The 23,509-nt window shown below is 67.7% G+C and carries 18 protein-coding genes; 8 read left to right on the forward strand and 10 right to left on the reverse strand.

The genetic code is table 11. The features are described from left to right. Positions 1 to 4 precede the first annotated feature (4 nt). Genes AC04ME_RS07070 through AC04ME_RS07080 form a run of 3 tightly spaced genes read right to left on the reverse strand, consistent with a single transcriptional unit; the run spans position 5 to position 2,583 of the window. Positions 5 to 880 (reverse strand): 3-methyladenine DNA glycosylase, encoded by an 876-nt coding sequence (locus tag AC04ME_RS07070; protein ID WP_475434282.1) that lies wholly within the window; start codon positions 878 to 880, stop codon positions 5 to 7. A gap of 1 nt (position 881) precedes the next feature. Next, positions 882 to 1,907, reverse strand: a complete 1,026-nt coding sequence (locus tag AC04ME_RS07075) for an App1 family protein (protein ID WP_042537681.1) — start codon at positions 1,905 to 1,907, stop codon at positions 882 to 884. Positions 1,908 to 1,911: 4 nt separating this feature from the next. After that, the gene (locus AC04ME_RS07080) at positions 1,912 to 2,583 is read right to left on the reverse strand and encodes a DedA family protein (RefSeq protein ID WP_042537680.1); all 672 of its coding nucleotides are present in this window, start codon (positions 2,581 to 2,583) and stop codon (positions 1,912 to 1,914) included. A 41-nt stretch (positions 2,584 to 2,624) separates the two neighbouring features. Between AC04ME_RS07080 and AC04ME_RS07085 the strand changes: the two genes are divergently transcribed. From AC04ME_RS07085 to AC04ME_RS07100, 4 genes are all read left to right on the forward strand, one after another. Further along, complete coding sequence (locus AC04ME_RS07085; protein ID WP_475434284.1) at positions 2,625 to 3,950, forward strand: anthranilate synthase component I family protein; 1,326 nt, start codon at positions 2,625 to 2,627, stop codon at positions 3,948 to 3,950. Between the two features lie 33 nt (positions 3,951 to 3,983). Next, complete coding sequence (gene leuS / locus AC04ME_RS07090; RefSeq protein ID WP_042537777.1) at positions 3,984 to 6,560, forward strand: leucine--tRNA ligase; 2,577 nt, start codon at positions 3,984 to 3,986, stop codon at positions 6,558 to 6,560. 117 nt (positions 6,561 to 6,677) lie between these two features. Continuing rightward, positions 6,678 to 7,277, forward strand: coding sequence for a helix-hairpin-helix domain-containing protein (locus tag AC04ME_RS07095; RefSeq protein ID WP_309689232.1), 600 nt, complete (start codon positions 6,678 to 6,680; stop codon positions 7,275 to 7,277). A gap of 110 nt (positions 7,278 to 7,387) precedes the next feature. Then, complete coding sequence (locus tag AC04ME_RS07100; protein WP_475434285.1) at positions 7,388 to 8,284, forward strand: hypothetical protein; 897 nt, start codon at positions 7,388 to 7,390, stop codon at positions 8,282 to 8,284. A gap of 25 nt (positions 8,285 to 8,309) precedes the next feature. On the opposite strand, the gene AC04ME_RS07105 is transcribed toward AC04ME_RS07100, so the two are convergent. Continuing rightward, positions 8,310 to 9,587 carry an FAD-dependent oxidoreductase gene (locus AC04ME_RS07105; protein WP_475434286.1) on the reverse strand — a complete coding sequence of 426 codons (1,278 nt, stop codon included), beginning with the start codon at positions 9,585 to 9,587 and terminating at the stop codon, positions 8,310 to 8,312. 248 nt (positions 9,588 to 9,835) lie between these two features. Here AC04ME_RS07105 and AC04ME_RS07110 point away from each other — a divergent pair, with 248 nt between their 5' ends. The 3 genes from AC04ME_RS07110 (at position 9,836) to holA (ending at position 14,896) form a co-directional block, all read left to right on the forward strand. Beyond that, entirely contained in the window at positions 9,836 to 11,203 is a 1,368-nt protein-coding gene (locus AC04ME_RS07110) for a D-alanyl-D-alanine carboxypeptidase family protein (protein ID WP_475434287.1), read from the forward strand. Between the two features lie 341 nt (positions 11,204 to 11,544). Next, positions 11,545 to 13,818 carry a ComEC/Rec2 family competence protein gene (locus AC04ME_RS07115; RefSeq protein WP_475434288.1) on the forward strand — a complete coding sequence of 758 codons (2,274 nt, stop codon included), beginning with the start codon at positions 11,545 to 11,547 and terminating at the stop codon, positions 13,816 to 13,818. Between the two features lie 40 nt (positions 13,819 to 13,858). After that, positions 13,859 to 14,896, forward strand: coding sequence for a DNA polymerase III subunit delta (holA, locus tag AC04ME_RS07120; protein WP_309689222.1), 1,038 nt, complete (start codon positions 13,859 to 13,861; stop codon positions 14,894 to 14,896). A gap of 166 nt (positions 14,897 to 15,062) precedes the next feature. Here holA and rpsT read toward each other — a convergent pair whose 3' ends face one another. After that, positions 15,063 to 15,323 (reverse strand): 30S ribosomal protein S20, encoded by a 261-nt coding sequence (gene rpsT / locus AC04ME_RS07125; RefSeq protein ID WP_042537672.1) that lies wholly within the window; start codon positions 15,321 to 15,323, stop codon positions 15,063 to 15,065. A 238-nt stretch (positions 15,324 to 15,561) separates the two neighbouring features. On the opposite strand from rpsT, the gene AC04ME_RS07130 reads away from it, so the two are divergent. After that, complete coding sequence (locus tag AC04ME_RS07130) at positions 15,562 to 16,827, forward strand: MFS transporter (RefSeq protein ID WP_475434290.1); 1,266 nt, start codon at positions 15,562 to 15,564, stop codon at positions 16,825 to 16,827. Here AC04ME_RS07130 and AC04ME_RS07135 read toward each other — a convergent pair. The 5 genes from AC04ME_RS07135 to AC04ME_RS07155 all read right to left on the reverse strand — a co-directional run bounded on the left by AC04ME_RS07135 (position 16,778) and on the right by AC04ME_RS07155 (position 23,287). Next, complete coding sequence (locus tag AC04ME_RS07135) at positions 16,778 to 17,545, reverse strand: alpha/beta fold hydrolase (protein ID WP_475434292.1); 768 nt, start codon at positions 17,543 to 17,545, stop codon at positions 16,778 to 16,780. The two genes, AC04ME_RS07130 and AC04ME_RS07135, sit on opposite strands and share 50 nt — an antisense overlap. 83 nt (positions 17,546 to 17,628) lie before the next feature. Then, positions 17,629 to 19,341, reverse strand: a complete 1,713-nt coding sequence (locus tag AC04ME_RS07140) for an ABC transporter family substrate-binding protein (RefSeq protein WP_042537665.1) — start codon at positions 19,339 to 19,341, stop codon at positions 17,629 to 17,631. Between the two features lie 117 nt (positions 19,342 to 19,458). After that, complete coding sequence (locus tag AC04ME_RS07145) at positions 19,459 to 21,390, reverse strand: ABC transporter ATP-binding protein (RefSeq protein WP_475434295.1); 1,932 nt, start codon at positions 21,388 to 21,390, stop codon at positions 19,459 to 19,461. Next, positions 21,387 to 22,304 (reverse strand): ABC transporter permease, encoded by a 918-nt coding sequence (locus AC04ME_RS07150; protein WP_042537660.1) that lies wholly within the window; start codon positions 22,302 to 22,304, stop codon positions 21,387 to 21,389. The genes AC04ME_RS07145 and AC04ME_RS07150 overlap by 4 nt, the downstream gene beginning before the upstream one ends. Further along, the gene (locus AC04ME_RS07155) at positions 22,304 to 23,287 is read right to left on the reverse strand and encodes an ABC transporter permease (RefSeq protein WP_042537659.1); all 984 of its coding nucleotides are present in this window, start codon (positions 23,285 to 23,287) and stop codon (positions 22,304 to 22,306) included. The genes AC04ME_RS07150 and AC04ME_RS07155 overlap by 1 nt, the downstream gene beginning before the upstream one ends. Positions 23,288 to 23,509 lie beyond the last annotated feature (222 nt).

Below are 23,509 nucleotides of genomic sequence, written 5' to 3' on the forward strand. Positions count from 1 at the left end.
TGCGTCAGCTCGCGGCTGCGGCGGGCTCAGTCGAGCCGAGCCACGCGTGCAGGAGTTCGCTGCGAAGCCGCGTGCCTCGCTCGGCGAAGACGCGCTGCTGACGCACGTAGTCCGCTTTGCCCTCGGCGGTCTCGATCGGCACGGGCACGATGCCCCACGGTGCCAGATCATAAGGAGCGGCCTGCATGTCGAGAAGGCGGATGTCCCTCGCGAGCTCGAACGCATCGAGCAGCAGATCGCCCGGCGCCAGAGGGCCGAGCTTGACCGCCCATTTGTACAGGTCCATGCCGGCGTGCAGACAACCCGGCTGCTCGAACAGAGGCTGATCGTCGCGGGTCAGCTCTGTGCGGTTGCGCGGCACCGCTTCGGGCGTGAAGAACCGGAAGGCATCGAAATGCGTGCACCTGAGGTCGTGACTCTCGACGACGAGATCGGTGCCTGCCTGTCCGAGACGCAAGGGCACCGGATGCCTATGTTCGTCGGCACGGTAGACCATCGCCCACTCGTGCAGCCCGAAGCATCCGAACTGACCGGGGCGCGAGGCGGTGCGGCGCAGCATCCGCTCTACCAGACCGGCGAGGTCTGCCTTCTCGCGCGCGAACACGGCGGCATCCGGGATCGCACCGTCTTCGGTCCTGCCGGGGGAGTACCAGCGCCACGTCAGCCGCTCCGGGGCCTGCTCCACCTCGATCCCCGCGCCCGGGTGCCACCGACGCAGCTGCGCAGGCTTGTAGCTGTAATAGGTGAAGAGGAAGTCCCACACCGGGTGCTTCTCGCCTCGGGCAGCCCGCTCCCTGTGCTCTGCCGTGAGCGCGTCGGCTCTCGCCTGGTGCGCTCGCTCGCGCTCCAGCCAGTCGGTCCGCGGAAGCGACGTGATCATGTCAGCGGAGGATGCCGGCTTTGCCGAGCAGGTCACGGAGTCCCGCGCCGTCTTCGGCGCTGACCCAGGGGGCGACGCCTTCGGCATGCTGCTCGTGACCGGCGCGTCCACCCGCGAGAACCGCCTCGGCCGGCAGCAGCCGACGGATGGCGACGCCGGCGATCGAATCGGGGTGCTCGTCCATGAACTCCGAATAGATGGACTCGTCGTGCTGGCCGTCGTCGCCGATCAGCAGCCACTTCACGTGCGGGAACTCGGTGGCCAGGCGACGCAGGTTGGTGAGCTTGTGCTCTCGGCCGCTGCGGAACCAACGGTCGTGCGTGGGACCCCAGTCGGTGAGGAGCATGGAGCCTGCAGGAAAGAGGTGGCGCCCGAGGAAGCGCCGGAGGGTGGGGGCGACATTCCAGGCACCGGTCGACAGGTAGACCATCGGGGCGCCTGGGTACTCGCGCAGCACCTGATCGAGAAGCACGGCCATACCCGGGACGGGGATGCGCGCGTGCTCGTCGACGACGAAGGAGTTCCAGGCGGCGATGAACGGACGGGGGAGAGCCGTCACCATCACGGTGTCGTCGACGTCGGAGACCACGCCGAAGTGCGTCGACTCGGCGACGATGAACGCGGTCGTCTCGACCGGATCCTGTCCCTCGACGGAGAACGTGAACGTCTGCCACCCGGGCTCGAGGTCGGCGTGCACGACCGAGTCGATCACCCCGCCTCGGTCAGCGACGACGTAGTGCGTCGAGTCGCCGATCTGCACGGCGACCTTCGCGAAGCTCACCGGGATTCCGACGAAGCTCCGCCAGCCGCGGACGCTCGCCGGCTCGCCGTCTTTCGTGCTCCGCGCGGGCGGGACGATGAGCACGCGTCCGACGACTCGTACCCACCCGGGCCCGCCGTAACCGGGGAAGGGGAGGATGGTCGCGGTACGACCGCGACGGCGCGCTCGTCCCTCGCGCCACACGTGGAGGCGGTGTTCGAGGCGTGCGAACCAGTGGATCCGGGGCGCCGGAGGTGACGAAGCCATCGCTTCAGTCTTTCACGTCGGTCGAGTCCTTCGTGTCGGAGATGTCGAGGTGACGCGACTCGAGGCGCGAGATCACCTTCTTGCCGACGAATACAGCGATGAGGAAGAGTGCGATGATGCCGACGAAGATGTACCCCGCGTAGTGCACCCGGTCGGCGAGCTCATCGAAGCTGCCGGCGGCGAGCGATGTGATGCTCACGTAGGCCGTCGCCCAGAGCAGGCAGGCGGGCGCCGTCCACGCGAGGAACCGGCGGTACGAGTAGTGACTCATGCCCACTGTCAGGGGCACGAGAGAATGCAGCACGGGCAGGAAGCGCGAGAGGAAGATCGCGATGCCCCCGCGGCGCGCGAGGTATCGCTCGGCTCGCACCCAGTTCTCCTCGCCGACCCGACGACCGACCCAGGAGGCGCGGATGTGGGGGCCGATCCATCGCCCCAGCCAGAAACCGATGCTCTCGCCGATCAACGCGCCGAGCACGACGGAGACGACCATCGCCACGGCCTGAGGGAGGCTGGTGATGCCGATGGATGCGACGAGCACGACCGTGTCGCCGGGGAAGACGAGACCGATCAGAACGCTGGTCTCGAGCATCACGGCGAGCCCCGCGACGAGCGTGCGGGCGACCGGGTCGATGGACCGCATGAAGTCGATCAGCCACGGCACGAACTCGTCCACTCCTTGAGAATACGGGACTCGCCGCGGCCTAGGCTGAGAACGTGCCCGAACCTCTGAGCGCCCGCGTCCTCGGCGACCGGGTGGCGCCCGAAGCGCTCTTCCTCGCGCTCGAGCGTGAGTGCGCAGACGTGTTCTGGCTCGACGCCGGGGCCGATGCGTCCGAAGGATGGAGCTTCATCGGAACCGGCCTTGCGTCGTCATTCCCCGGGGACGTCCGACTGGACGTCGGCACTGCTGCTTCCGACGCGGGCCCGCTGCTGCGGGGAGGGTGGGTCGGGTGGTGCGATTACGAGAGCGGCGCCCGAGCAGCGGGAGCCCCCGTTTCGGAGGCGGCCGACGTGCCGGGCGGGGCCTGGCTGCGTATCTCCCGGCTGGCCGCCTTCGACCACGCGACCGGTGACGTCTGGGTGGCCGCGGCCGAGACGGATCTCGAGGAGTGGGGCGTCTTCGTGACGCACGCCGCGGCGATGACGGCACTCGACGGCGAGTCGGCCCTGCATGATGGCGCGTCGAGTCGCGTCGAGGCGCGGCACACTCCGACCGAGTACGCCGCACTCATCGAGCGCTGCCGTGAGCTGATCCGGGCGGGAATCGCCTACCAGCTGTGCCTGACCACGCGCTTCACCGTCCCCGGGGTGCACGACGGCGTCGCGGTCTATCGACGACTCCGCGCGGCCACCCCGGCGCATCACGGCGGTTTCATCCGCATCGGCGGTCGGTCGTTGCTCAGTGCCAGCCCTGAGCAGTTCCTCCATGCGGAAGACGGAGTCATCCGCACGCGTCCGATCAAGGGGACGCGACCCCGTGGCCGCGACGACGCGCACGATGCCRCACTCGCGTCCGAGCTCGCCGTCGATGCGAAGGAGCGCGCCGAGAACGTCATGATCGTCGACCTGATGCGCAACGACCTGTCGAGGGTCTGCGAGCCGGGGTCGATCCGTGTCGACGCGCTGTGGGCGGTCGAGACCTATCCGGCGGTGCATCAGCTCGTCAGCACTGTCAGCGGCACGGCGGCCGCAGGCACGACGGTGAGTGCCCTTCTCGAGGCATCCTTTCCTGCCGGCAGCATGACAGGCGCGCCGAAGCTCTCGGCGATGACGCGTCTGCATGACCTGGAGGGCGCGCCGCGGGGTGTGTACGCCGGATGCTTCGGGTATATCGGCGACGACGGGGCACTCGATCTCGCGATGGTCATCCGCAGCATCGTCCTCGACGGTGCAGAGGCGGTCGTCGGTGCGGGCGGCGGGATCACGTGGCGATCGGTCGCCGCATCCGAGGTCGCAGAGGTCGCGACGAAGGCGCGCGCACCCCTCGCGGCGCTGGGAGCGGAAATGCCCGCGGCCTGGGCTTCCGATATCCTGAACTGATCCCCTTTTCCTTTCAGATTGGTCGTGCGTTCGTTGTCTGAGAACCTGTCCACCTCTCCCGTCGACGAGGAGACCTCCTCGGCGCACGCTATCCAGGCCAAGTGGCAGAAGTACTGGGCGGAGAACGAGACGTTCCTCACCGGCGGCGACGACGACAAGCGGCCCCGCCGCTACGTGCTGGCGATGTTCCCGTACCCCTCGGGTGACCTGCACATGGGTCACGCCGAGAACTACCTCTACTCCGACATCGTGGCCCGGTTCTGGCGCCACCGCGGGCACAACGTGCTCAACCCGATCGGCTGGGACTCCTTCGGTCTGCCAGCCGAGAACGCGGCGATCCGCCAGGGAGCCGACCCGCGCGAGTGGACGTACCAGAACATCGCCCAGCAGAAGCAGGCGTTCCAGAACTACGGCGTCTCGTTCGACTGGTCGCGCGTGCTGCACACCTCTGACCCCGAGTACTACCGCTGGAACCAGTGGTTGTTCCTGAAGCTGCACGAGCGTGGCCTGGCCTATCGCAAGAAGAGCGCCGTCAACTGGTGCCCGAACGACCAGACGGTTCTCGCGAACGAGCAGGTCGTCGACGGGCGCTGCGACCGCTGCGGCGCCGAGGTCGTGAAGAAGAAGCTCACCCAGTGGTACTTCAAGATCACGGACTACGCCGACCGACTGCTCGACGACCTGAACCAGCTCGAGGGCTTCTGGCCGCACAAGGTGCTGCAGATGCAGCGCAACTGGATCGGTCGCTCGATCGGCGCCGACGTCGATTTCCGTATCGAGGGACGCGAGGAGCCGGTCACGGTGTTCTCGACGCGGCCTGACACGCTGCACGGCGCGACCTTCTTCGTGGTGGCACCCGACTCCGACCTGGCGTCCGAGCTGGCGGCGGATGCTCCTGTCGAGGTGCGCGAGCGCTTCCAGAAGTATCTGGCCGATGTGCAGAAGACCACCGATGTCGACCGTCAGGCGACGGATCGCCCGAAGACCGGCGTCTTCCTCGAGCGGTACGCGATCAACCCTGTCAGCGGCGAGAAGCTGCCGGTCTGGGCGGCCGACTACGTGCTGGCCGACTACGGCCACGGAGCAGTGATGGCCGTGCCTGCGCACGACCAGCGCGACCTCGACTTCGCGCGTGCCTTCGACCTGCCGGTCAAGGTCGTCGTCGACACGACGGCTCCCATCACCGGCGCAATGCCGGTCATCGAGGTCGACGAGGAGGGCGTGCCGATCGACACCGGCGCGGCACTCGACGAGCAGAACCCCGCGACCACGGGCATCGCTCTGACCGGCGAGGGACGGATGATCAACTCCGGCCCCCTCAACGGTCTGTCGAAGCGCAACGCGATCGCCCGCGCGATCGAGCAGCTCGAGGCCTCGGGAACGGGTCGTGCGGCGAAGAACTACCGGCTGCGCGACTGGCTGATCTCTCGCCAGCGCTTCTGGGGAACGCCGATCCCGATGCTGCACGCCGAGGACGGCCGGATCATCCCCGTGCCTGAAGACCAGCTGCCGGTGAAGCTGCCCAGCGTCGAGGGACTCGACCTGAAGCCCAAGGGATCCTCGCCTCTCGGCGCGGCCGAGAGCTGGGTGCGCACGGTGGACGCCGCCAGCGGCGACCCCGTGCTGCGCGACCCCGACACGATGGACACGTTCGTCGACAGCTCGTGGTACTTCCTGCGCTTCCTCTCGCCGAACAGCGACACCGTGGCATTCGATCCGGCTCAGGCCGCCCGCTGGTCGCCGGTCGACTCGTACATCGGCGGCGTCGAGCACGCCATTCTGCACCTGCTCTACGCGCGCTTCATCACCAAGGTGCTGTTCGACATGGGGCTGATCGACTTCACCGAGCCGTTCTCGAACCTGATCAACCAGGGCATGGTCCTGCTCGACGGCGCGAAGATGTCGAAGAGCAAGGGCAACCTGGTGCTCTTCGAAGAGGAGCTCGACGCCTACGGTGCCGATGCACTGCGTGTCGGCCTCGCGTTCGCCGGCCCGGTCGAGGACGACAAGGACTGGGCAGACGTCTCGACCACGGGCGCCCAGAAGTTCCTGGCGCGTGCGCTGCGGATCGCCCGCGAGGTGTCGTCCCCGGTCGACGTGGTGTTCGCCGGAGGCGACTCGGCGCTGCGCCGTGCGACGCACAAGCTCCTCGCCGATGCTCCGGCCCTCGTCGAGCAGACGAAGTTCAACGTCCTCGTCGCGCGTCTGATGGAGCTGGTCAACATCACGCGCAAGACCATCGACGGGGCTGCAGGTGCGGCTGATCCGGCTGTCCGCGAAGCCGCCGAGACGGTCGCGGTGATGCTCGACCTGATCGCCCCGCACACCGCGGAGGAGATCTGGGAGATCCTCGGTCACGAGCCCTCCGTCGGTCTCGTGACGTGGCGGTCCGCCGACCCGGCTCTCCTCGTCGAAGACACGGTGACCGCTGTCGTGCAGGTGGGCGGCAAGGTCCGCGCCCAGCTCGAGGTGCCGGCGCGCATCGGCGAGGCCGAGCTCGAAGCACTGGCTCGCGCCGATGAGCGGGTCATCCGTTCGATCGGCGACCGCGAGATCATCAAGGTCGTCGTGCGCGCTCCGAAGATCGTCAGCATCGTCGTCAAGGGCTGATCCCGCGGTTCATCACCGCCGACTCATCCGCTCTGCACATCCGGCCGCCCGCGGGGGTTCTCCCCGATGGGCGGCCGGACGTCTTTCCTCCCTCGGCGGGCCCCTTAGCGTTGTCGGATGCCCGAGTCCCCGTCTGCGTCGACACCCCCGCGACGGCTGAGGCTGGGCGTCGGCGCAGCGATCGTGCTTGCGCTCGTCGTGCTCTCGGCCGCAGTCGGGCTCGGGTTGATGCGGGGCCAGGCCGCACCCACGGAGTCCGTGCCGCTGTCGACCGGAGGTGAGAGGACCGCAGGCTCATCGGGCGAGCTGTACGTCCATGTGCTCGGAGCCGTCGCGAATCCTGGGCTCTACGTCCTCGACCTCGATGCGCGGTTGGTCGACGCGGTGGCTGCTGCCGGGGGAACGACCGAAGACGCCGACCTTGCCGCGATCAATCTCGCCCGCGTGCTCTCGGACGGCGAGCAGATCATCGTGCCGGTGGTCGGAGCAGCTGCTGCAGACACAGGAGGATCCACGCCTGGCGATGACCGAGTCGATCTCAACACGGCTGATCAGGCAGCGCTCGAGACTCTGCCGCGTATCGGTCCTGCGCTGGCCGAGCGCATCATCGCTTGGCGAGAGGAGAACGGGCGGTTCGCCTCGGTCGATGATCTGCTCGCCGTGCCGGGCATCGGAGAGAAGCTGCTCGCCGGCATCCGTGACGGGGTGCGCGTGTGACGCGCGAGCGATCGCCCCCGGAGCTGGTCGGGGTGCCGCACAGCTCGATCGTCCCGTCGTCGTCCTCGCACGTGGGAATGACAGACTGAGCAGCCGGAGGGGGAGTCATCATGGCTGCGAAGAACGGGACGAAGAAGAAGGCACCCGCGAGGAAGTCCTCCGCGGGGATCGCCTCCCCGATGGATGCGGAGTCGGTCGAGCTGATCCCGCGCCGCTGGTGGTGGGTGCTTCTCTGCGTCGGGGGGCTCTCGATCGCGCTCGGCCTCGTCATGGCGGCCGTCTACAGCATCCCCTACGCGATCGATGAGCCCGGACGCATGAATCTGCCCTTCGTGGACGAGTACCCCACTGTCGTCGAGATCCTGCTCCCGCCGTTCTTCGCGTTCTTCATCGGAGGAATCCTCACGTTCCTGGGCGAGCTCCTTCGTCGCGGGACGATGATCAAGAACGAGGTCACCAATGTCGCCGTCTTCCGACCGCTCCCTGTCGTCGTCCACGCTGCGTGGATCCTCCCGCCGTTCGTCGCGTGGCTGATCGCGATGCCCTGGGTGCTCTCTCTGCTGGTCCGGCACGCGGATGCGGGGCAGGACGCGATGATCCTCGACGCGGAATCGGATGCCGTGTTCCTCATCGGCGTCTACGGAGGCCTTGCCGCGCTGATGACCGGAGCGGTTGTGGGATCGCTGTTCAAGAAGCTCTGGTTCCTCGCCGTGGTGCGGCGATTCGGTGTTCCCGATTCGTCGTCGGCTTTCTGGTGGAGCTTCTCGTTCTACTGGCGGCTCGATGTATGGCTCGTCGCGCTGGGTGTCCTCCTGCTCGGTCTGGCGCCCCTGCCGTGGCAGCTCACCAGCGCCGGAGGCATAGCAGTGACGTTGGGTGGCGGAGCGGCGCTCTTGACGCTCGGCCTGCTGACATGCACGCAGTTCTTCAGAGCGGGTATGCCGTTGGGCGTCGGCGTGTCCGTCACCGGAGGTTACCGATCGCTGCTGACGCCTCGTCGGCCGTGACCGCGCGCCGCGACGTCATCGCACGTCAGCCGTGAAGCGCTGCGGTGCTCCCCGAATACCCCGCGTCAGACAGCACCGCACGCGCGGCACGCTCGCCAGACGCGAGGGCGCCTTGAATCGACGCGGTGTCTCGATGGTCCCCTGCGACGTACAGGCGCTCGGCGTAGCGCGGCGGTCGCGCTGCTCCGAGGGGTGCCGGTTGGGCCGGGAGCGCGTCTTCGATGTCGTCTCGCCGTATCAACTCCCATGTGCTGGTGTCTGCACCCCAGATCTCACTCAGGTGGCGGCGGACTTCGTGCTCTTCGGCCGGATCGCCGCCGCGTGGCAGCAGGCATGTCGCGGCGATGAGGTGACGTCCGGCCGGCGCGTACGAGGGCACTGTGTGCGTCATCACGACGGTGTTGACGACGGGGCCGCGGTCTCGGCGTCCATCGACGGTGAGCAACGCGGACCCGGTCGGTGGTTCGGCGGCGGCGAACCACCATGTCTGCAGGCCGTTCGTGACGGGAGCGAGAAGTCCGGTGAGACCGGCGACGTCGTCGGGACCGACCGCGACGACCACCCGAGCGGCCCCGACGGAGTCGCCGTCGGCCAGTGCCACCCGGACGCCATCGCCGCGCGCCGATATCCGCTCCGCACGGGAATCGAGACGGATGTCGGCGCCCGCCGTGCGTGCGCGGGCGGCGAGCTGCTCCGGGACCGCAGCTATCCCTTGTGCGGGTAGGCCAGGGCGGCCGAGCGCGAAGTACCGCACGAGCAGCCGGGCGAACGCGTTCGACGTCTCGAACTGGCTCTCCGCCAGTACCCCGGCGAGGAACGGCTCGAGCACGGCGGTGCGGAGCGGGCCGCGGAGCCCCACGGCATCCCAGCCCTCGCGCACCCTGACATCGTTCCGGGCGAGCCGAGAGAGCGGACGCACCAGAGCCGGCGCGGCCCAGCGTGCCAGCGCGACGGCATCCCGACCGTTCACCAGGCCGCTGCGCAACGACGTGCCGATCGACAGCGGGTGCCGCAACGGATGCCGCAGCTCGGCCATCCCATCCGCGGTTCGCACCCCCACACCGACCGGGAAGGTCCCCAGTGCGAGCGCGTCGAGATCGACGCTGCGGCGGAGCGCCGGGTAGGCCGGATTGAGCACCTGGAAGCCGCGATCCAGCCGGAACCCGTCGATGATGTCGGTGCGCTGGCGTCCCCCCACAGCGTCCGCGGCGTCGAGGACGACGACATCGAGTCCCCGTGTGGAGAGCAGCCCGGCGCATCGGAGCCCCGCGAGTCCTGCGCCGATCACGATCACATCATGCATTCGTGACTTCCTTCCCTCGGCGGATCGTCGCCGCGCGCCGGCCGATCGCCGCGCGCCCGTCGTCGTCGATTCGATCCAGCGTCCGTTCCATGGCACCAGCGTACGGGGACGCCCAGGCGGGCAGCGTGGTTCGGCGTCTTCCGCACATCTGTCCACCGAACGGCCGATACCGGAGGCTGCGGACGTGCGAGAGGATGAGATCTTCTGAGGATTGCGAGCGACAGGTGGGGCGCGATGAGGGTCACTCGATGACGGCACCCGAGCAGCCGGTGGATGGGCTGTCCGATTTCGCGGAGCTCATGGCGCACGAGCAGGAGTTCAGCGGCGATCGGATCGACCCGGCGGTGCGCAGAAGACGCAGACGACGAGGGCTCATCATCACCGCCGTCTGCCTCGTCGCGCTGCTGGCCGTGACCGGAGGCTACGTCGGGTGGGCACTCACTGCGCCGGTGAATCCGCCGGCGGTGACCACTCGCGCACCGCAGGTCCCGGTCGGGGAGGCTGCTGCCATCGCCACGCATACGGCCGCGGCATCGGCGATCAGCATCGCCGGCGCCGATGCCTATCTGGGCGAGGGGGCAAGCGGGACCTGGTCGGCGACAGGGACGGGCGAACCGCTTCCGATCGCGAGCATCACCAAGCTCATCACCGCCCTGGTCATCCTCGACGCGGCGCCGCTCACCTCGGCGGATGACGCAGGGCCCACCATCACGTTCGGCAAGGCAGACCACGATCTCTACGACGTGTACTACGTGCAGGGAGCGACCATCGCTCCGATGCCCACCGGCACCTCGATGTCGCTGCACGATGCCCTGGCCGTCATGCTCATCCCCTCGGCGAGCAACTACGCCGAGGCGCTGTCATCGCAGATCTTCGGCTCGCAGAACGCGTTCCTCGCCGCGACGCGCGACTGGCTCGCAGCGCACGGACTCTCTGGAACGACGGTCGCGGAGCCCACGGGCATCAGTCCACGCAACACGAGCACGCCCGCCGACCTGCTGGCCATCGCGAAGCTCGCTGCCGCGCATCCGGCGATCGCGAAGATCGTCGCGACATCGTCGGTCTCGATCCCCGGCGCCGGTCCGCTGCACAACACCAACGATCTCCTCGGCACCGCGGGGATCACGGGTCTGAAGACCGGGAACCTGGGCGAGGGCACGCACAACCTGCTGTACACGGCGACACTCGACGTGGGCGCGGCCGATCCGCTGGCGGTCACCGGCGTCGTCCTCGGGGGATCATCGCACGCAGCGGTGAACGCCACGGTGATCGCCGTGCTCGAGAGCATCCGCTCCGGCTTCCACCAGGTGCCCGTCGCGACCGAGCGCCAGGAGGTCGGATCGATCTCGACGCCCTGGGGGTCTGCCGCCAAGATGGTCATCGCCGAAAGTGCGTCGATCTTCACCTGGTCGGACACGCCGATCGAGCTGACGATGGACATCGACACCCCACCCACGTACCGCGACGGCACGGTCGTGGGCAGTGTCACCTGGACAGCCGGACCGAATACCGTCACCGCTCCCGTGGAGATCGCGGGGAGCATCGACCAGCCCACCGAGTGGTGGCGGCTCACTCACCCGTCCGAGCTCGGCTCCCTGATGGATGCCGGGGACTGAAGCTGTTCAGCAACACGGGGACTGCAACCATGGCGATCTCGCACCCGATCCTCGTGCTGGGACATTGACAGCAGTGCTGGCTGTGCCGCCTCCCCTCAGTTAGCGCCAAGTGTGGCCGCGCGCACTCCTCGAGGTCGTGCAGGAGCCGCCATGGAGTCGCTCGATGCTTCTGCACACTGCGGCGTCGTCGACGCTTGTGCACAGTGCTCGGGTCCATGTCGGCGAGGCTGCTTCGGGGGATCCTAGGTTCTTCTGATGGGAGCATCCGCGAAGAGGGTGAGCAGCCGAGGGATGCTCACTGTGATCCGCGACGTCGTGCTCGCGTGAGGCGGGATCTGCGGATGCTGCCCATCGCGGTGGCTGTGTGGACGGTCGCGCTCCTCTGCGTGTTCGTCCCTGCTGCGGCAGGATGGTGCGCGCTGGGGAGCGGATGCGGCGCGATCGTGGTGCTGGGAATCGTGCTGAAGCTCCGGGCACATGCTGCGTCGCGGGCAGGACTGATCGTGGTGCTCCTTGCCGCCGCTGCGGCCGTCTCCATCGCAGTCATGACCGCGATGCCGGCTCGCGACAGCGCCGCGTCGTGGGATGGGCGGGTGGTCGAGGCGACGGGGGAGGTCACGTCGTCGGCATCGGTGGGTCGGGACGGGCGACTGTGGATGGAAGTGCAGCTCACCGGCATCGGGTCACCGGGGTCGGTGCGTGGGGCATCAGCTCCGGTGCGGGTCGGCATCGATCCGGCCGACGGGTTCGATCTCGGCGCGACGCTCAGGGTGACGGGCGAGGCAGCGGCGACGGATCCGGGGGAGAGGGCGGCGCTCGTGGTGTTCGCGAGCACCGCGTCGGTCGAGGTTGCGGCGTCGGGCGCGTTCGCGGTGGCGGCCGATGCCCGGAGCGCCTTCATCGAGCGGTCCACACGCCTTCCCGAACCGGGAGCCGGCCTGCTCCCTGGCCTCGCGGTCGGCGACACCCGCGCCGTGTCGACCGAGCTGAACGACGACATGCGCACGAGCGGGCTGAGTCATTTGACGGCGGTCTCCGGAGCGAACTGCGCGATCGTCGTCGGGGCCGTCTTCTGGCTGGCCGCGCTGTGCGGGGCCGGACGTGAGACCCGGGTCATCGCAGCCGCCATCGCGCTCGCGGGATTCGTCGTGCTCGTGACACCGGAACCCAGCGTGATCAGGGCGGCGGTCATGGCCGGCGTCGCGATGCTGTCATTGATGCTCGGTCGGCCGAGCGCGGGGGCCGGAATGCTGGCGCTCAGCGCGAGCGGCATCCTCATCGCCGACCCGTGGCTGGCCTCCACTGCGGGGTTCGCGCTGTCGGTCGCCGCATCGGGCGCGCTGATCATGCTCTCGCCGTCGCTCACCCGAGGGCTCGCACGGTGGATGCCGCAGCCTCTCGCTCTCGCGATCGCCGTGCCGACGGCAGCGCAGCTGGTGTGCGGTCCCGTCATCGCCCTGTTCGCCGAGCAGCAGTCGCTCGTCGGTCTGGCGGCCAACCTGCTGGCCGCGCCCGCAGCACCCATCGCCACGATCATCGGTCTGCTCGCATGCCTGGCGGCTCCGCTACCGTTGCTCGCAGACCTTCTGGCCGCCTCCGCGTGGTTGCCGGCCGCCTGGATCGCGCACACGGCAGGCATCACCGCGCGACTTCCGTACGCGCAGGTCGCGGTGGTTCCCGGCATAGCGAGTGCAGCGCTCGTCGGCATCGTGAGCGCGGCGTTCGGGGTGATTCTGACCGGCGCATACCGGACTATCCCGGTCGTCAGAGGCGCTTCAGCATCCGTCATCGCAGTGATGCTCGCTCTGGGCGGCGCCCACGTCGCCCTGAATGGGCCTCTCGCGAGCGCCACCAGCCCGGATGGCTGGTCGATCGCCGCCTGCGACGTCGGCCAGGGTGATGCGCTGCTCGTCAGGTCGGACAGCCGGATCGCGCTGATCGACACGGGCCCGGAGCCCGAACCCCTGGCAGCGTGCCTGCGCAGTCTCGGCATCGAGCACATCGACCTGCTCGTCCTCACACACTTCGACCTCGATCACGTGGGCGGCGTCGACGCCGTGCAGGGGAGAGTCGGGGCGGTGCTGCACGGACCACCGGGGGAGAGCGGCGATGACCGGATGCTGCAGCGGTTGGCTGACGGCGGTGCGGCGGTCACCCTCGCGACGGCGGGGATGCAGGGCGAGCTGGGCACCGCATCGTGGCAGGTGCTGTGGCCGCAGCGCGGATCCGAGGTGTTCCCGCCAGGAAACGATCAGAGCGTGGTCCTCGAGGTCGAAGGCGGCGGTGTGCCGCGGGCTCTCTTCCTCGGTGACCTGTCGGCAGAGGCTCAGCGGATGCTGGCGCGCACGGCGCATCTCAGGGGCAGCTACGCCGTGGTCAAGGTGGCGCACCACGGCAGCGCCGACCAGGACTTCGCGCTCTATCAAGACCTGCGTCCGGTCGTCGCCCTGTTCAGCGCCGGCATCGACAACGACTACGGGCATCCGCGCGCAGAGTCGCTCGCGTCGCTTGAGGCGGCGGGAGCGCGCGTGCTGCGCACCGATCAGCAGGGCCGACTCCTCGTCGGTCTCGATGGGGACGAGCTCCAGCTCTGGACGGAGAGGCAGCCGCCCTGACCACGAGGGCGACGTCTGCGGCCCCCGGTAGTCTTGAGGCATGGCTGCTTCTCGTACCCCCTCCCGCGGCGGAGCGAAGGCAGCCAAGATCGCGCAGGTCTCCTGGCGCGAGCCGCGCCCCGCTCCCGTGGTGCTCGTGTTCGGCCCCGAAGAGGTCTGCGCAGAACGTGCGATCGCCGGGGTCCGCGACTACCTCCGCACCGAAGACCCTGCGCTCGAGGTGACCGATGTCCGCGCTGACGACTACGCGCCCGGCACCCTCCTCTCGTTGACGTCGCCGTCGCTGTTCGGCGAGCCCCGTCTCGTGCGCGTGTCGGGTGTCGAGAAGTGCTCGGATGCCTTCCTGCAGGAGGCTGTCTCCTACCTGGATCACCCCCAGGAGGGAGCGACGGTCGTCCTCCGGCACACGGGCGCGAGCGTTCGAGGCAAGAAGCTGCTCGACGCTGTGCGCGCCGGCACGGGCGACGGCATCGAGATCCCGTGCCCCGCGGTCAAGCGCGACAGCGATCGCGTCGACTTCGCCGCGGGGGAGTTCAAGGCGGCCAAGAAGCGGATCGCACCGCCTGCGCTGCGGGCCCTGGTCTCGGCGTTCGCCGATGACCTCACTGAGCTTGCGGCGGCATGTCAGCAACTGATCGTCGACGTCGAGGGCGACATCACTGAGGACGTCGTCACGAAGTACTACGGCGGGCGCGTCGAGGTGTCGGCCTTCGTCGTCGCCGACACGGCGATCGCCGGACGCTACGGCGAAGCCCTGGTCGCGCTGCGCCATGCGCTCGCATCCGGCGCCGACCCGGTGCCGATGGTCGCCGCCTTCGCGATGAAGCTGCGTACGATGGCACGCGTCGCCGGCAACCGCGAACCCAGCCGTCAGCTCGCCCAGCGGCTCGGCATGAAGGACTGGCAGGTCGACCGCGCGCGGCGCGACCTCGCCGGGTGGAACGAGCGATCACTCGGCATGGCCATCCAGGCGACGGCGCGCGCCGATGCCGAGGTCAAAGGCGCGGCGCGCGACCCGATCTTCGCGCTGGAGCGCATGCTCACCGTCATCGCGACACGTCAGCCGTTCGGCGAGTGAGCGTCATCGCGGCGGCGCGGCACCGTCGCTGACATCTGCACTCCGCGCGACGTCGAACGAGCGCTGTCGCGCCTGCCCGACGTGTCGCGTGGGTACCAGCGCACGCGAAAGAGCCCGCCCCGCGAACGGGACGGGCTCTTGTCACACCGTCAGGCGTGGAATCAGCTCAGAGAGCGGAGACCTGCTTGGCGATGGAGGACTTGCGGTTCGCAGCCTGGTTCTGGTGGATGACACCCTTGCTGACGGCCTTGTCGAGCTTGCGGGAGGCGGCCTTCAGAGCCTTCTCGGCTGCAGCCTTGTCACCGGAGATGACAGCAGCGCGCGTCGCGCGGATGTGCGTCTTCAGCTCGCTCTTCACGGCCTTGTTGCGCTCGTGAGCCTTGTCGTTGGTCTTGTTGCGCTTGATCTGCGACTTGATGTTTGCCACGTGTGGACGCTTTCTGTACGGAGTTGTTAGGAAATGCCGGCAGAAGAAGAGGGCTTCCACTCGGCGGTCGTGAGGGAAGAACCCACACGCAAGCCAAGAACCAACTCTACCAGCATCGGGGCGGTTCGCCCTAAACGGGGGCAGCGTCCTCTCGTGCAGGATGCGGCATCGGGGCGTGCGGGTGCACAATCATCAGTATCCCGACACTCGCGTCGCGAGATCGACGTCAAGGAGCGACATGAGCCCCGCCCTCCCCGCTGTCTCGCCGATGCCCAGCTTCCGCAGGGTCGGGCCGCAATGGATGACCGTGTTCACCCTCGCCTGGCTGGCCATCTGGACCGTGCAGCTCACGCCCGTTCAGCTTCTGCTGCCACTCCAACTCGACACCGCGGAAAACGATTGGATCAGCGGTGTCATCTCCTCGGGGTTCGTGCTCGGCATCGGCGGTCTCGCCGGCATCGTCGCAGGCCCGGTGGCCGGCGCTCTGTCAGACCGAGCACGAGTCGGACGCCGACGCCGGCGCCCCTGGGCGATCGGGGGCGTGCTCGTCACCGCGGTCTTCCTCATCGTCACCGGCTTCAGCGAAGGTCCCTGGGCCGTGGGCGCCGCGTGGGTCGGGGTGTCTATCGGCGTCTCGGTGTCGTCGGCCGCCTTCACCGCACTCATCGCCGATCAGCTCCCGACGACGCAACGGGGCGCGGCAGCCGCGGCCGTGGGATCGAGTCAGGCGGTGGGGATCGTCCTGGGGGTGGGTCTCGTGGTGCTCCTCGGCCTCGGCATCCGCGACGGCTACCTTCTGCTCGCCGCGGTGATCGCGGTCGTGGGAACGGCCGCGGCGCTGCTTCTGCCCGACCCGCCGCCGCTCGTCCGCACCCAGCCCGGCAAGAGCGATCGTCGTCTGCTGGCATCGCTGCGCGATCGGGACTTCGCCTGGATGCTGTCAGGCCGCCTCGTGACCAACATCGGCAACGCGCTGGGCACCGCGCTGTTCCTCTTCTTCCTGCTTCACGGCCTGCACCAGGAGACGACGGTGGCGCAGGACAACCTGCTGCTCCTGATCGTGGTCTACACGCTGTTCGTGGTGCTCGCGTCGGTCTTCACCGGCGTGCTGTCCGACCGCACCGGCAACAGACGCCCCCTCACAATCCTGGCCACGTTCGTGCAGGCGGCCTCGGGCATCGTGATCGCCCTGGTCCCGACGTTCGAGGCGACGATGGTCGCGGCGGCGCTCATGGGGCTCGGCTACGGCGCGTTCTCCACCGTCGGACTCGCCTTCGCTGCCGATCTGCTTCCCGACGAGACGGACCACGCCCGCGACCTCGGCATCGTGTACGTCACCGCCGCCCTCGGCCAGCTGATCGGCCCTGTGCTCGGCGCAGGCCTCGTGGCGCTCGTCGGCGGGTTCTGGCTCGTGTTCGTCGTCGCCGCCGTGCTGTCGCTCGTCGGCGGCGGGCTCACCGCTCTCGCGAGGCAGCCTGCGCGGGATCCGCTGCCGAAGCAGTAGCTTCGGACTCGATGGTCGCGACGGCCAGTCGCAGGACGATGTTGAAGATCTGCGGACGCATCGCGGTGACGAGGTGGGTGGTGCGAGGCACGACGATCAGCTCGGCGTGCGGCGCGAGCCGTCGGAACAGGGCTTCGTTGACCCGCAGCTGATCCCACTGCCCGTTCACGAACCACAGCGGCACCTCGATGCGAGAGACGGCGGTCGCGAGGTCGAGGGTGGCGAGGTTCCGAAGAGCGGTGTCCTGCGTATCCAGGGCGTAGCCTCCCGCGGCGAAGTCTCCGCGCGTCTCGATCGGGATCGTCGCGGCGAGGAACCGCCTCGTGAGCCACATCCCTCGATCCGGCAGACGGTCGACGGCCCGGGCGATCGCACGATACGCCGCAAGCCCCGCGCCGCGGGGGAGCGACGTGCAGGACGCGGCCACCAGTCCCGCGACTCGCGGTGTCTCGGCGCCTCCGACATAGGCGAGCGACAGCAGGCCGCCCATCGAGTGTCCGACGAGCAGCACGGGCCCTCGACTGGCGGCGTCGCGCACCGCGACGTCGATCGTGTGGAGCGCCTCGTGCAGGGTGAAGTCCTCGTTCATCCGCGTGCCGTGGCCGGGAAGATCGACAGCGACGGCAGGGATGCCCTGGTCGGCGAGGAACTCGAGTTGCGAGCGCCACATCGTCGCGGACGTGCGGATGCCGTGCACGAAGACGATCTGGACGCTCACGCCTTCAGCATAGAGAAAGGCGGGGCCGGTGGATGAACCACCGACCCCGCCGCGAAGCCCTGACGAGTCAGGCTCCGAATGGATTACTTCTCGTATCCCACGTTCTCCACCGGCGTGATGCCGAAGAGGTCGAGGCCCACGTAGGGCTCGGGCGTGAGGTTGGCGAGCCCCTCCTTGACGGTCCAGATCTCCGGGCCGTTGAGAACCGGGATGACGCCCCAGGTCTTCGCGAAGATCTCGGACTCCATCTCCATGGCCTTCTTGGTCTGCTCGACCGGGTCGGAGATCGTCTCGAGCTCATCGTGGATCATCTTGTCGATCTCCTCGGTGCCGGTGCCCGAGAGGTTCAGGCCGCTGTCCGAGCAGTACAGCTGGCAGAACCAGGCAGCACCGAACGGGTCGGACGACGTGAAGTTGAGGAAGAAGATGTCACCGTTCTGCGTGGTGTAGTCCTCTGCGAAGTCCGCCGACGGACGCTGGTCGATGACGACCTCGACACCGACCTCCTTCAGCTGAGCCTGAACCGCGAGCGTGCGGGCACGAGCGGTCTCGGTGTCGGAGTGGTTCGGGAAGACGAGCGACAGGCGCTGGCCGTCCTTCTCGCGGATGCCGTCGGCACCGGCGACCCAGCCGGCCTCATCGAGGAGCTTGTTGGCGCCCTCGGTGTCGCCGTCCTTGCGGCCGGCCTCTTCCAGCGCGTTGATGTAGTTCGGCTGGAAGGAGAACAGCGTGAGGGAACCGGCGGGCTCCTCCGTGTAGTTCAGACCGTTGAAGACGATGTCCTTGACCTGCTCGATGCTGATGGCCTCGAACACGGCCTTGCGGACCTCGAGGTCGGCCAGCACGGGGTTGGTCGAGTTCAGCGTGAAGATCGCGTTCGCGGTGGCCTGACCCTTGTAGGTCTTGACGCCTTCGAGGCCCTCGACCTGTGCGAGCAGCTCGGCGCTGCCGGTCTCGGCCATGTCGACCTCGCCGTTGCGCAGTGCGTTGACCGCCGCGGTCGGCTCCATCTGGATGAAGGAGACCTTGTCGAGCAGCGGAGCGTTGCCCCACCACTTCTCGTTCGGGACGAGGGTGACGACGCCGCCGGTCTTGTCGAAGTTCTCGACCGTGTAGGGGCCAGCGCCCCACTCCGGGTGCCAGTCGCCGAGGAAGGCGGTGTTGAAGAGTTCAGGCGTGTTGACCGCCGGGTGCAGCAGCTGCGAGTAGACCATCTCGGGCCAGGCGAACTCGCCCTTGAAGGTGACGATGACGTCGCGGTCGTTCTCGCCGGCCTCGACGGACTCGATCTCCTTCCAGCCGTCGGTCGCGTTCGGCTGGTATTCCTCGTTCTCGCCGTTCTGGGCTTCCCAGGTGGCCTTGAACGCGGTGACGTCGATCGGCGTGCCGTCGTTCCAGACCGCCTTCTCGTTGACCTTGAAGTGCAGGACGGTCTTGCCGTCCTCGACACCGAAGGAGTAGTCGTCGAGGTACGCGTCGTTCTTCTTGACGGTGCCGTCAGGATCCATGAGCAGGATCTGCGGGCGGAACCACGTGCCGACCTGCGTGACGCGCGCGTCGCCGTCGCTGTGGAAGTAGTTCAGCTGCTCGGCGATGTTCGAGATCGGGATGCGGAGCTCGCCACCCTCTGCGAGGTTCTCGCGGGGCTGCGGGTTGTAGTCCGCGCCCTCGACCGTCTGAGCTTCGCCTTCGCCGCTGTTGCCGCCGCCGTTGCCTGCCGGTGCACACCCGCTCATGACGAGTGCGAAGGCGGCGCCGAGAGCAGCGATGCCCATCAGCTTCTGATGCCGTTTCATGGTACTCCTTAGTGCCTGTCGGCCTTACTTGGGATAGGGGCAGACTAACCCCGCAACTCGCGGGCGAAACCCCAGGGACACGGAACCGTTACCGGACTGTGCACATCGGTAAACAGGTCAGCTGGCGGCGATCGCCTCGGCGTCGAAGCCTTCGACCGGGAGGATGATCCGCTCGCGGGTGCGCTCGATGTCAGGGTCGGGAATCGGGATCGCCGACAGCAGCGCCTTCGTGTACGGATGCTGCGGATCGTCGAACACCTGATCGACATCACCGTGCTCGACGAACGATCCCTTGTACATCACGGCGACCCGGTCGGCGATGTGCCGCACGACCGCGAGGTCATGGGCGACGAACAGATACGACAGGCCGAGCTTGGCCTTCAGCTCGTCGAGCAGGTTGATCACGCCGGCCTGGATCGAGACGTCGAGCGCCGAGACGGGCTCGTCGAGCACGACGATCTTGGGGTTCGTCGACAGTGCTCGTGCGATGCCGATGCGCTGACGCTGGCCGCCCGAGAACGCCTGGGGGAATCGATCGCTGTGCGCGGGGTCGAGACCGACGAGCCCCATGAGCTCTTCGACACGATCGAACACGTCGTCCTTGCTCATGCCGATTGCCAACATCGGCTCGGCGATGATGTCCCAGACGGTCATTCGAGGGTCGAGTGCCCCCATCGGATCCTGGAACACGATCTGCAGGTCGCGGCGGAGCTTGCGCTCCTCTGCACGGTTCTTGATGTCGGCGACGCTGGTGCCGCCGATCCGGATGTCGCCGTCCTCCTGCTCGACCAAGTCCATGATCTGCAGCAGCGTCGTGGTCTTGCCGCTGCCGGACTCGCCGACGATCGCGAGGGTCTCACCCTGGCGGATGTCGAAGCTGATGCCCTTGACAGCGTGCACCTCGCCGACCTTGCGCTTGAAGAAGGCACCCTTCATCAGCGGGAAGATCTTGTTGAGGTTGACCGCCTCCAGCGTGATCGGGCGATCCTCGCGCGGCACCTTGGCGAGCGTGCTCTCGGGGATCTCGGGGATCGGGAACACCGGCAGCCCGCCGATCTTCCCGTCGTCGTCGATGTCGTTCGCGCGGATGCAGGCGACCGAGTGATCGGTGTGCCCGCTCGTGGTGATCGGCAGCAGGTCGGGCTCACGCTCACGGCACGCATCGATCGCGATCGGGCAGCGCGCCGCGAATGGGCACGCATCCGGCAGGTCGATCAGCAGCGGAGGGTTGCCCTTGATCGGGATCAGCGGCACCTTCTCGGTCTTGTCGACGCGGGGGATGGCTCCGAGCAGGCCGATCGAGTACGGCATCCGGGTGCGGTAGAACAGTTCGCGCACCGGTGCGTGCTCGACGGGCTTTCCCGCGTACATCACGAGCACGTCGTCGGCGGTCTTCGCGACGACTCCCATGTCGTGGGTGATGATGATCATCGCGGCGCCGGTCTCCTCCTGCGCCTTCTCCATGAGCTCGAGGATCTGCGCCTGGATGGTGACGTCGAGCGCGGTGGTCGGCTCGTCGGCGATGATCAGCTTCGGATTGTTGGCCATCGCGATGGCGATCACGACGCGCTGGCGCATGCCGCCGGAGAACTCGTGCGGGAATGCCTTCATCCGGCGCTCCGCCTCGGGGATCCCCACGAGCTTCAGCAGCTCGACCGAGCGGTCCCAGGCATCCTTCTTCGACAGTCGACGGTGCACGGTGAGCGCCTCGATCAGCTGGTCGCCGATCGTGAAGACCGGAGTGAGCGACGTCAGCGGGTCCTGGAAGACCATGGCCATGCCGTTGCCGCGGATCACCGAGAGCTGCTTGTCGGACTTGCCGAGAAGCTCCTGGCCGTCGTAGATGATGGAGCCGCTGACCTTGGCATTGTCGTCGAGCAGGCCCATGATCGCGAGCGAGGTGACGGACTTGCCTGAGCCGGATTCGCCGACGATGCCGAGCGTCTTGCCCGCTTCGAGATCGAAGGAGACGCCACGCACGGCGTCCACGCGACCAGCTTCGGACGGGAAGCTGACCTTGAGGTCGCGGACGGAAAGAACAGTACTCATGCGCGACCTCCAGCCGCCGAGGTCGGATCGAGGGCGTCACGCAGACCGTCGGCGATGAGTGCCATCGAGACGGTGAGCAGCGTCAGCGCCGCAGCGGGGAAGTAGAACAGCCACGGCGCACTCACGAGCGTGCTCGAGCCGTAGCCGATGAGCGCACCGAGCGAGACGTCGGGCAGCTTCACACCGAACCCGAGGAACGACAGGGCGGTCTCGGTGAGCACCGCCGAGACGACGCCGAGGGTGAAGTTGATCACCAGCAGCGAGCCGATGTTCGGCAGCATGTGGCGGATCACGATCCGCATGCCCGACAGACCGGCGTAGCGGGCGGCGTGGACGTACTCGCGCTCGCGGATCGACAGCGACAGCGTCCAGATGACGCGCGCGGGGAAGAACCATCCGACGATGAAGATCATCACGAGTGAGATCACGAGCCAGTTTCCGCCGGCGTCGTTCGAGATCATCGCGAGGATGAGGAAGTTCGGCACGACCATCATGAAGTGGATGATGGCGAGCATGATGCGCTCGTAGCGTCCGCCGAAGTACGCGGCCGTCGCACCGACGATGGCCGAGACCACGGTCGTGCCGATCGCTACCAGCGCAGCGATCATCATCGAGCGCTGGAGGCCTACGGCRACCTGCGCGAAGTTGTCGTTGCCCGATCCGTTCGTCCCGAACCAGTGCTCGGCCGACGGCCCCGTGCGCAGCGCGAGGAAGTCGAGGTCGGTGTGCGAATAGGGCGAGATCAGCGGACCGACGATCGCGAAGACCACCAGCAGGGCGAGGATGACGACGCCGATCAGCGCGCCGCGGTTGCGCATGAAGCGACGCGTGTACAGCGTCAGCATCGAAGTGCGCTTGCGGTTCTTCGGCTTGTCTGCGATTTCGGGGGAGACCCCGATGCTTTCCAGAGCCATCAGCTCACCCGCACTCTCGGATCGAGGACGACGACGGCGATGTCGGCGAGGATCGCGCCGATCGCGGTCATCAGGGCGCCGAATGCCGCGACCGCGACGACGCCGTGGATGTCGTTGTTGTTGAGGGTCTGGATGAAGTAGCGCCCCATCCCGTTCCAGTTGAAGATCGTCTCGGTCAGCACCGCACCCGTGAAGACGGCCGGGATGGTGAACGCGACCTGCGTCGTGACGGGGATCAGCGACGTTCGCAGAGCGTGCTTGCGGATCGCCTGCTGCTTGGTCAGCCCCTTCGCCCGCGCGGTGCGCACGTAGTCGGCCTTGATGTTGTCGAGCAGCAGCGAGCGCTGGAGGAAGTGGATGCCGGCATACCCCGTGAGTACGAGGGCCAGCGTGGGGAGGGTCAGATGCTGCAGCACATCGACGAGCACGGGGAAGAAGCCCTCCACCCCCTGACTGGACGAACCCACCACGTAGAAGACGGTCGTGCCGACCGCGTTGTTGAAGTTGATCGCCAGAAGGACCAGAGCGAAGCCGGCGACGACGGTGGGGATGTTCATCGTGATGATGCTCGTGCCCTGACCGATGCGGTCAGCGAGCTTGTACTGCCGCGAGGCGGTGTACACGCCGAGGGCGATGCCGAGGATCGTCGTGATGATCGTCGCACCGAGCACGAGCTCGGCACTGATCCAGACGCGGTAGGCGACCTGCTCGTTGATCGACTCGCCCGTCGGGCTGAGGCCCCAGTTCCAGTGGAAGAGGATGTTCGAGAACCAGGTCCACCATCGCTCGATGAGAGGCACCGACTCGCTGAGGTTGCGAGGACCCAGCAGATTGTCGATCTGGTCGGCGGAGAGAGGAGGACGCCGTCCGACGTAGTTGTTCTCAGGGTCGAGGTACAGCCACGCGAGGAAGTACGTGATGTTCGTCGCGATGACGATCATCAGCACCCAACCCAGCAGGCGGCGCAACAGATACTTGATCAAGGTGATGATTCTTTCTCTTTTACAGACGCACGCGGGATCCGCCGACGCAACGCTGAGCCGGGAAGACAGTCAATCACCATCAGCCGATCTGCGCGACACGACGCCTCCACTTGGTCTGTGACGGAGTCTTGTCGCTCACGGGATCCGGTGTCACGGATGGCTCCCGGGCAACCTCGGCAGAATATCACCGGATCGGACGAAGCGGGCATTAGTCGCGCCTCA

Source organism: Microbacterium sp. LjRoot205 (assembly GCF_056175745.1).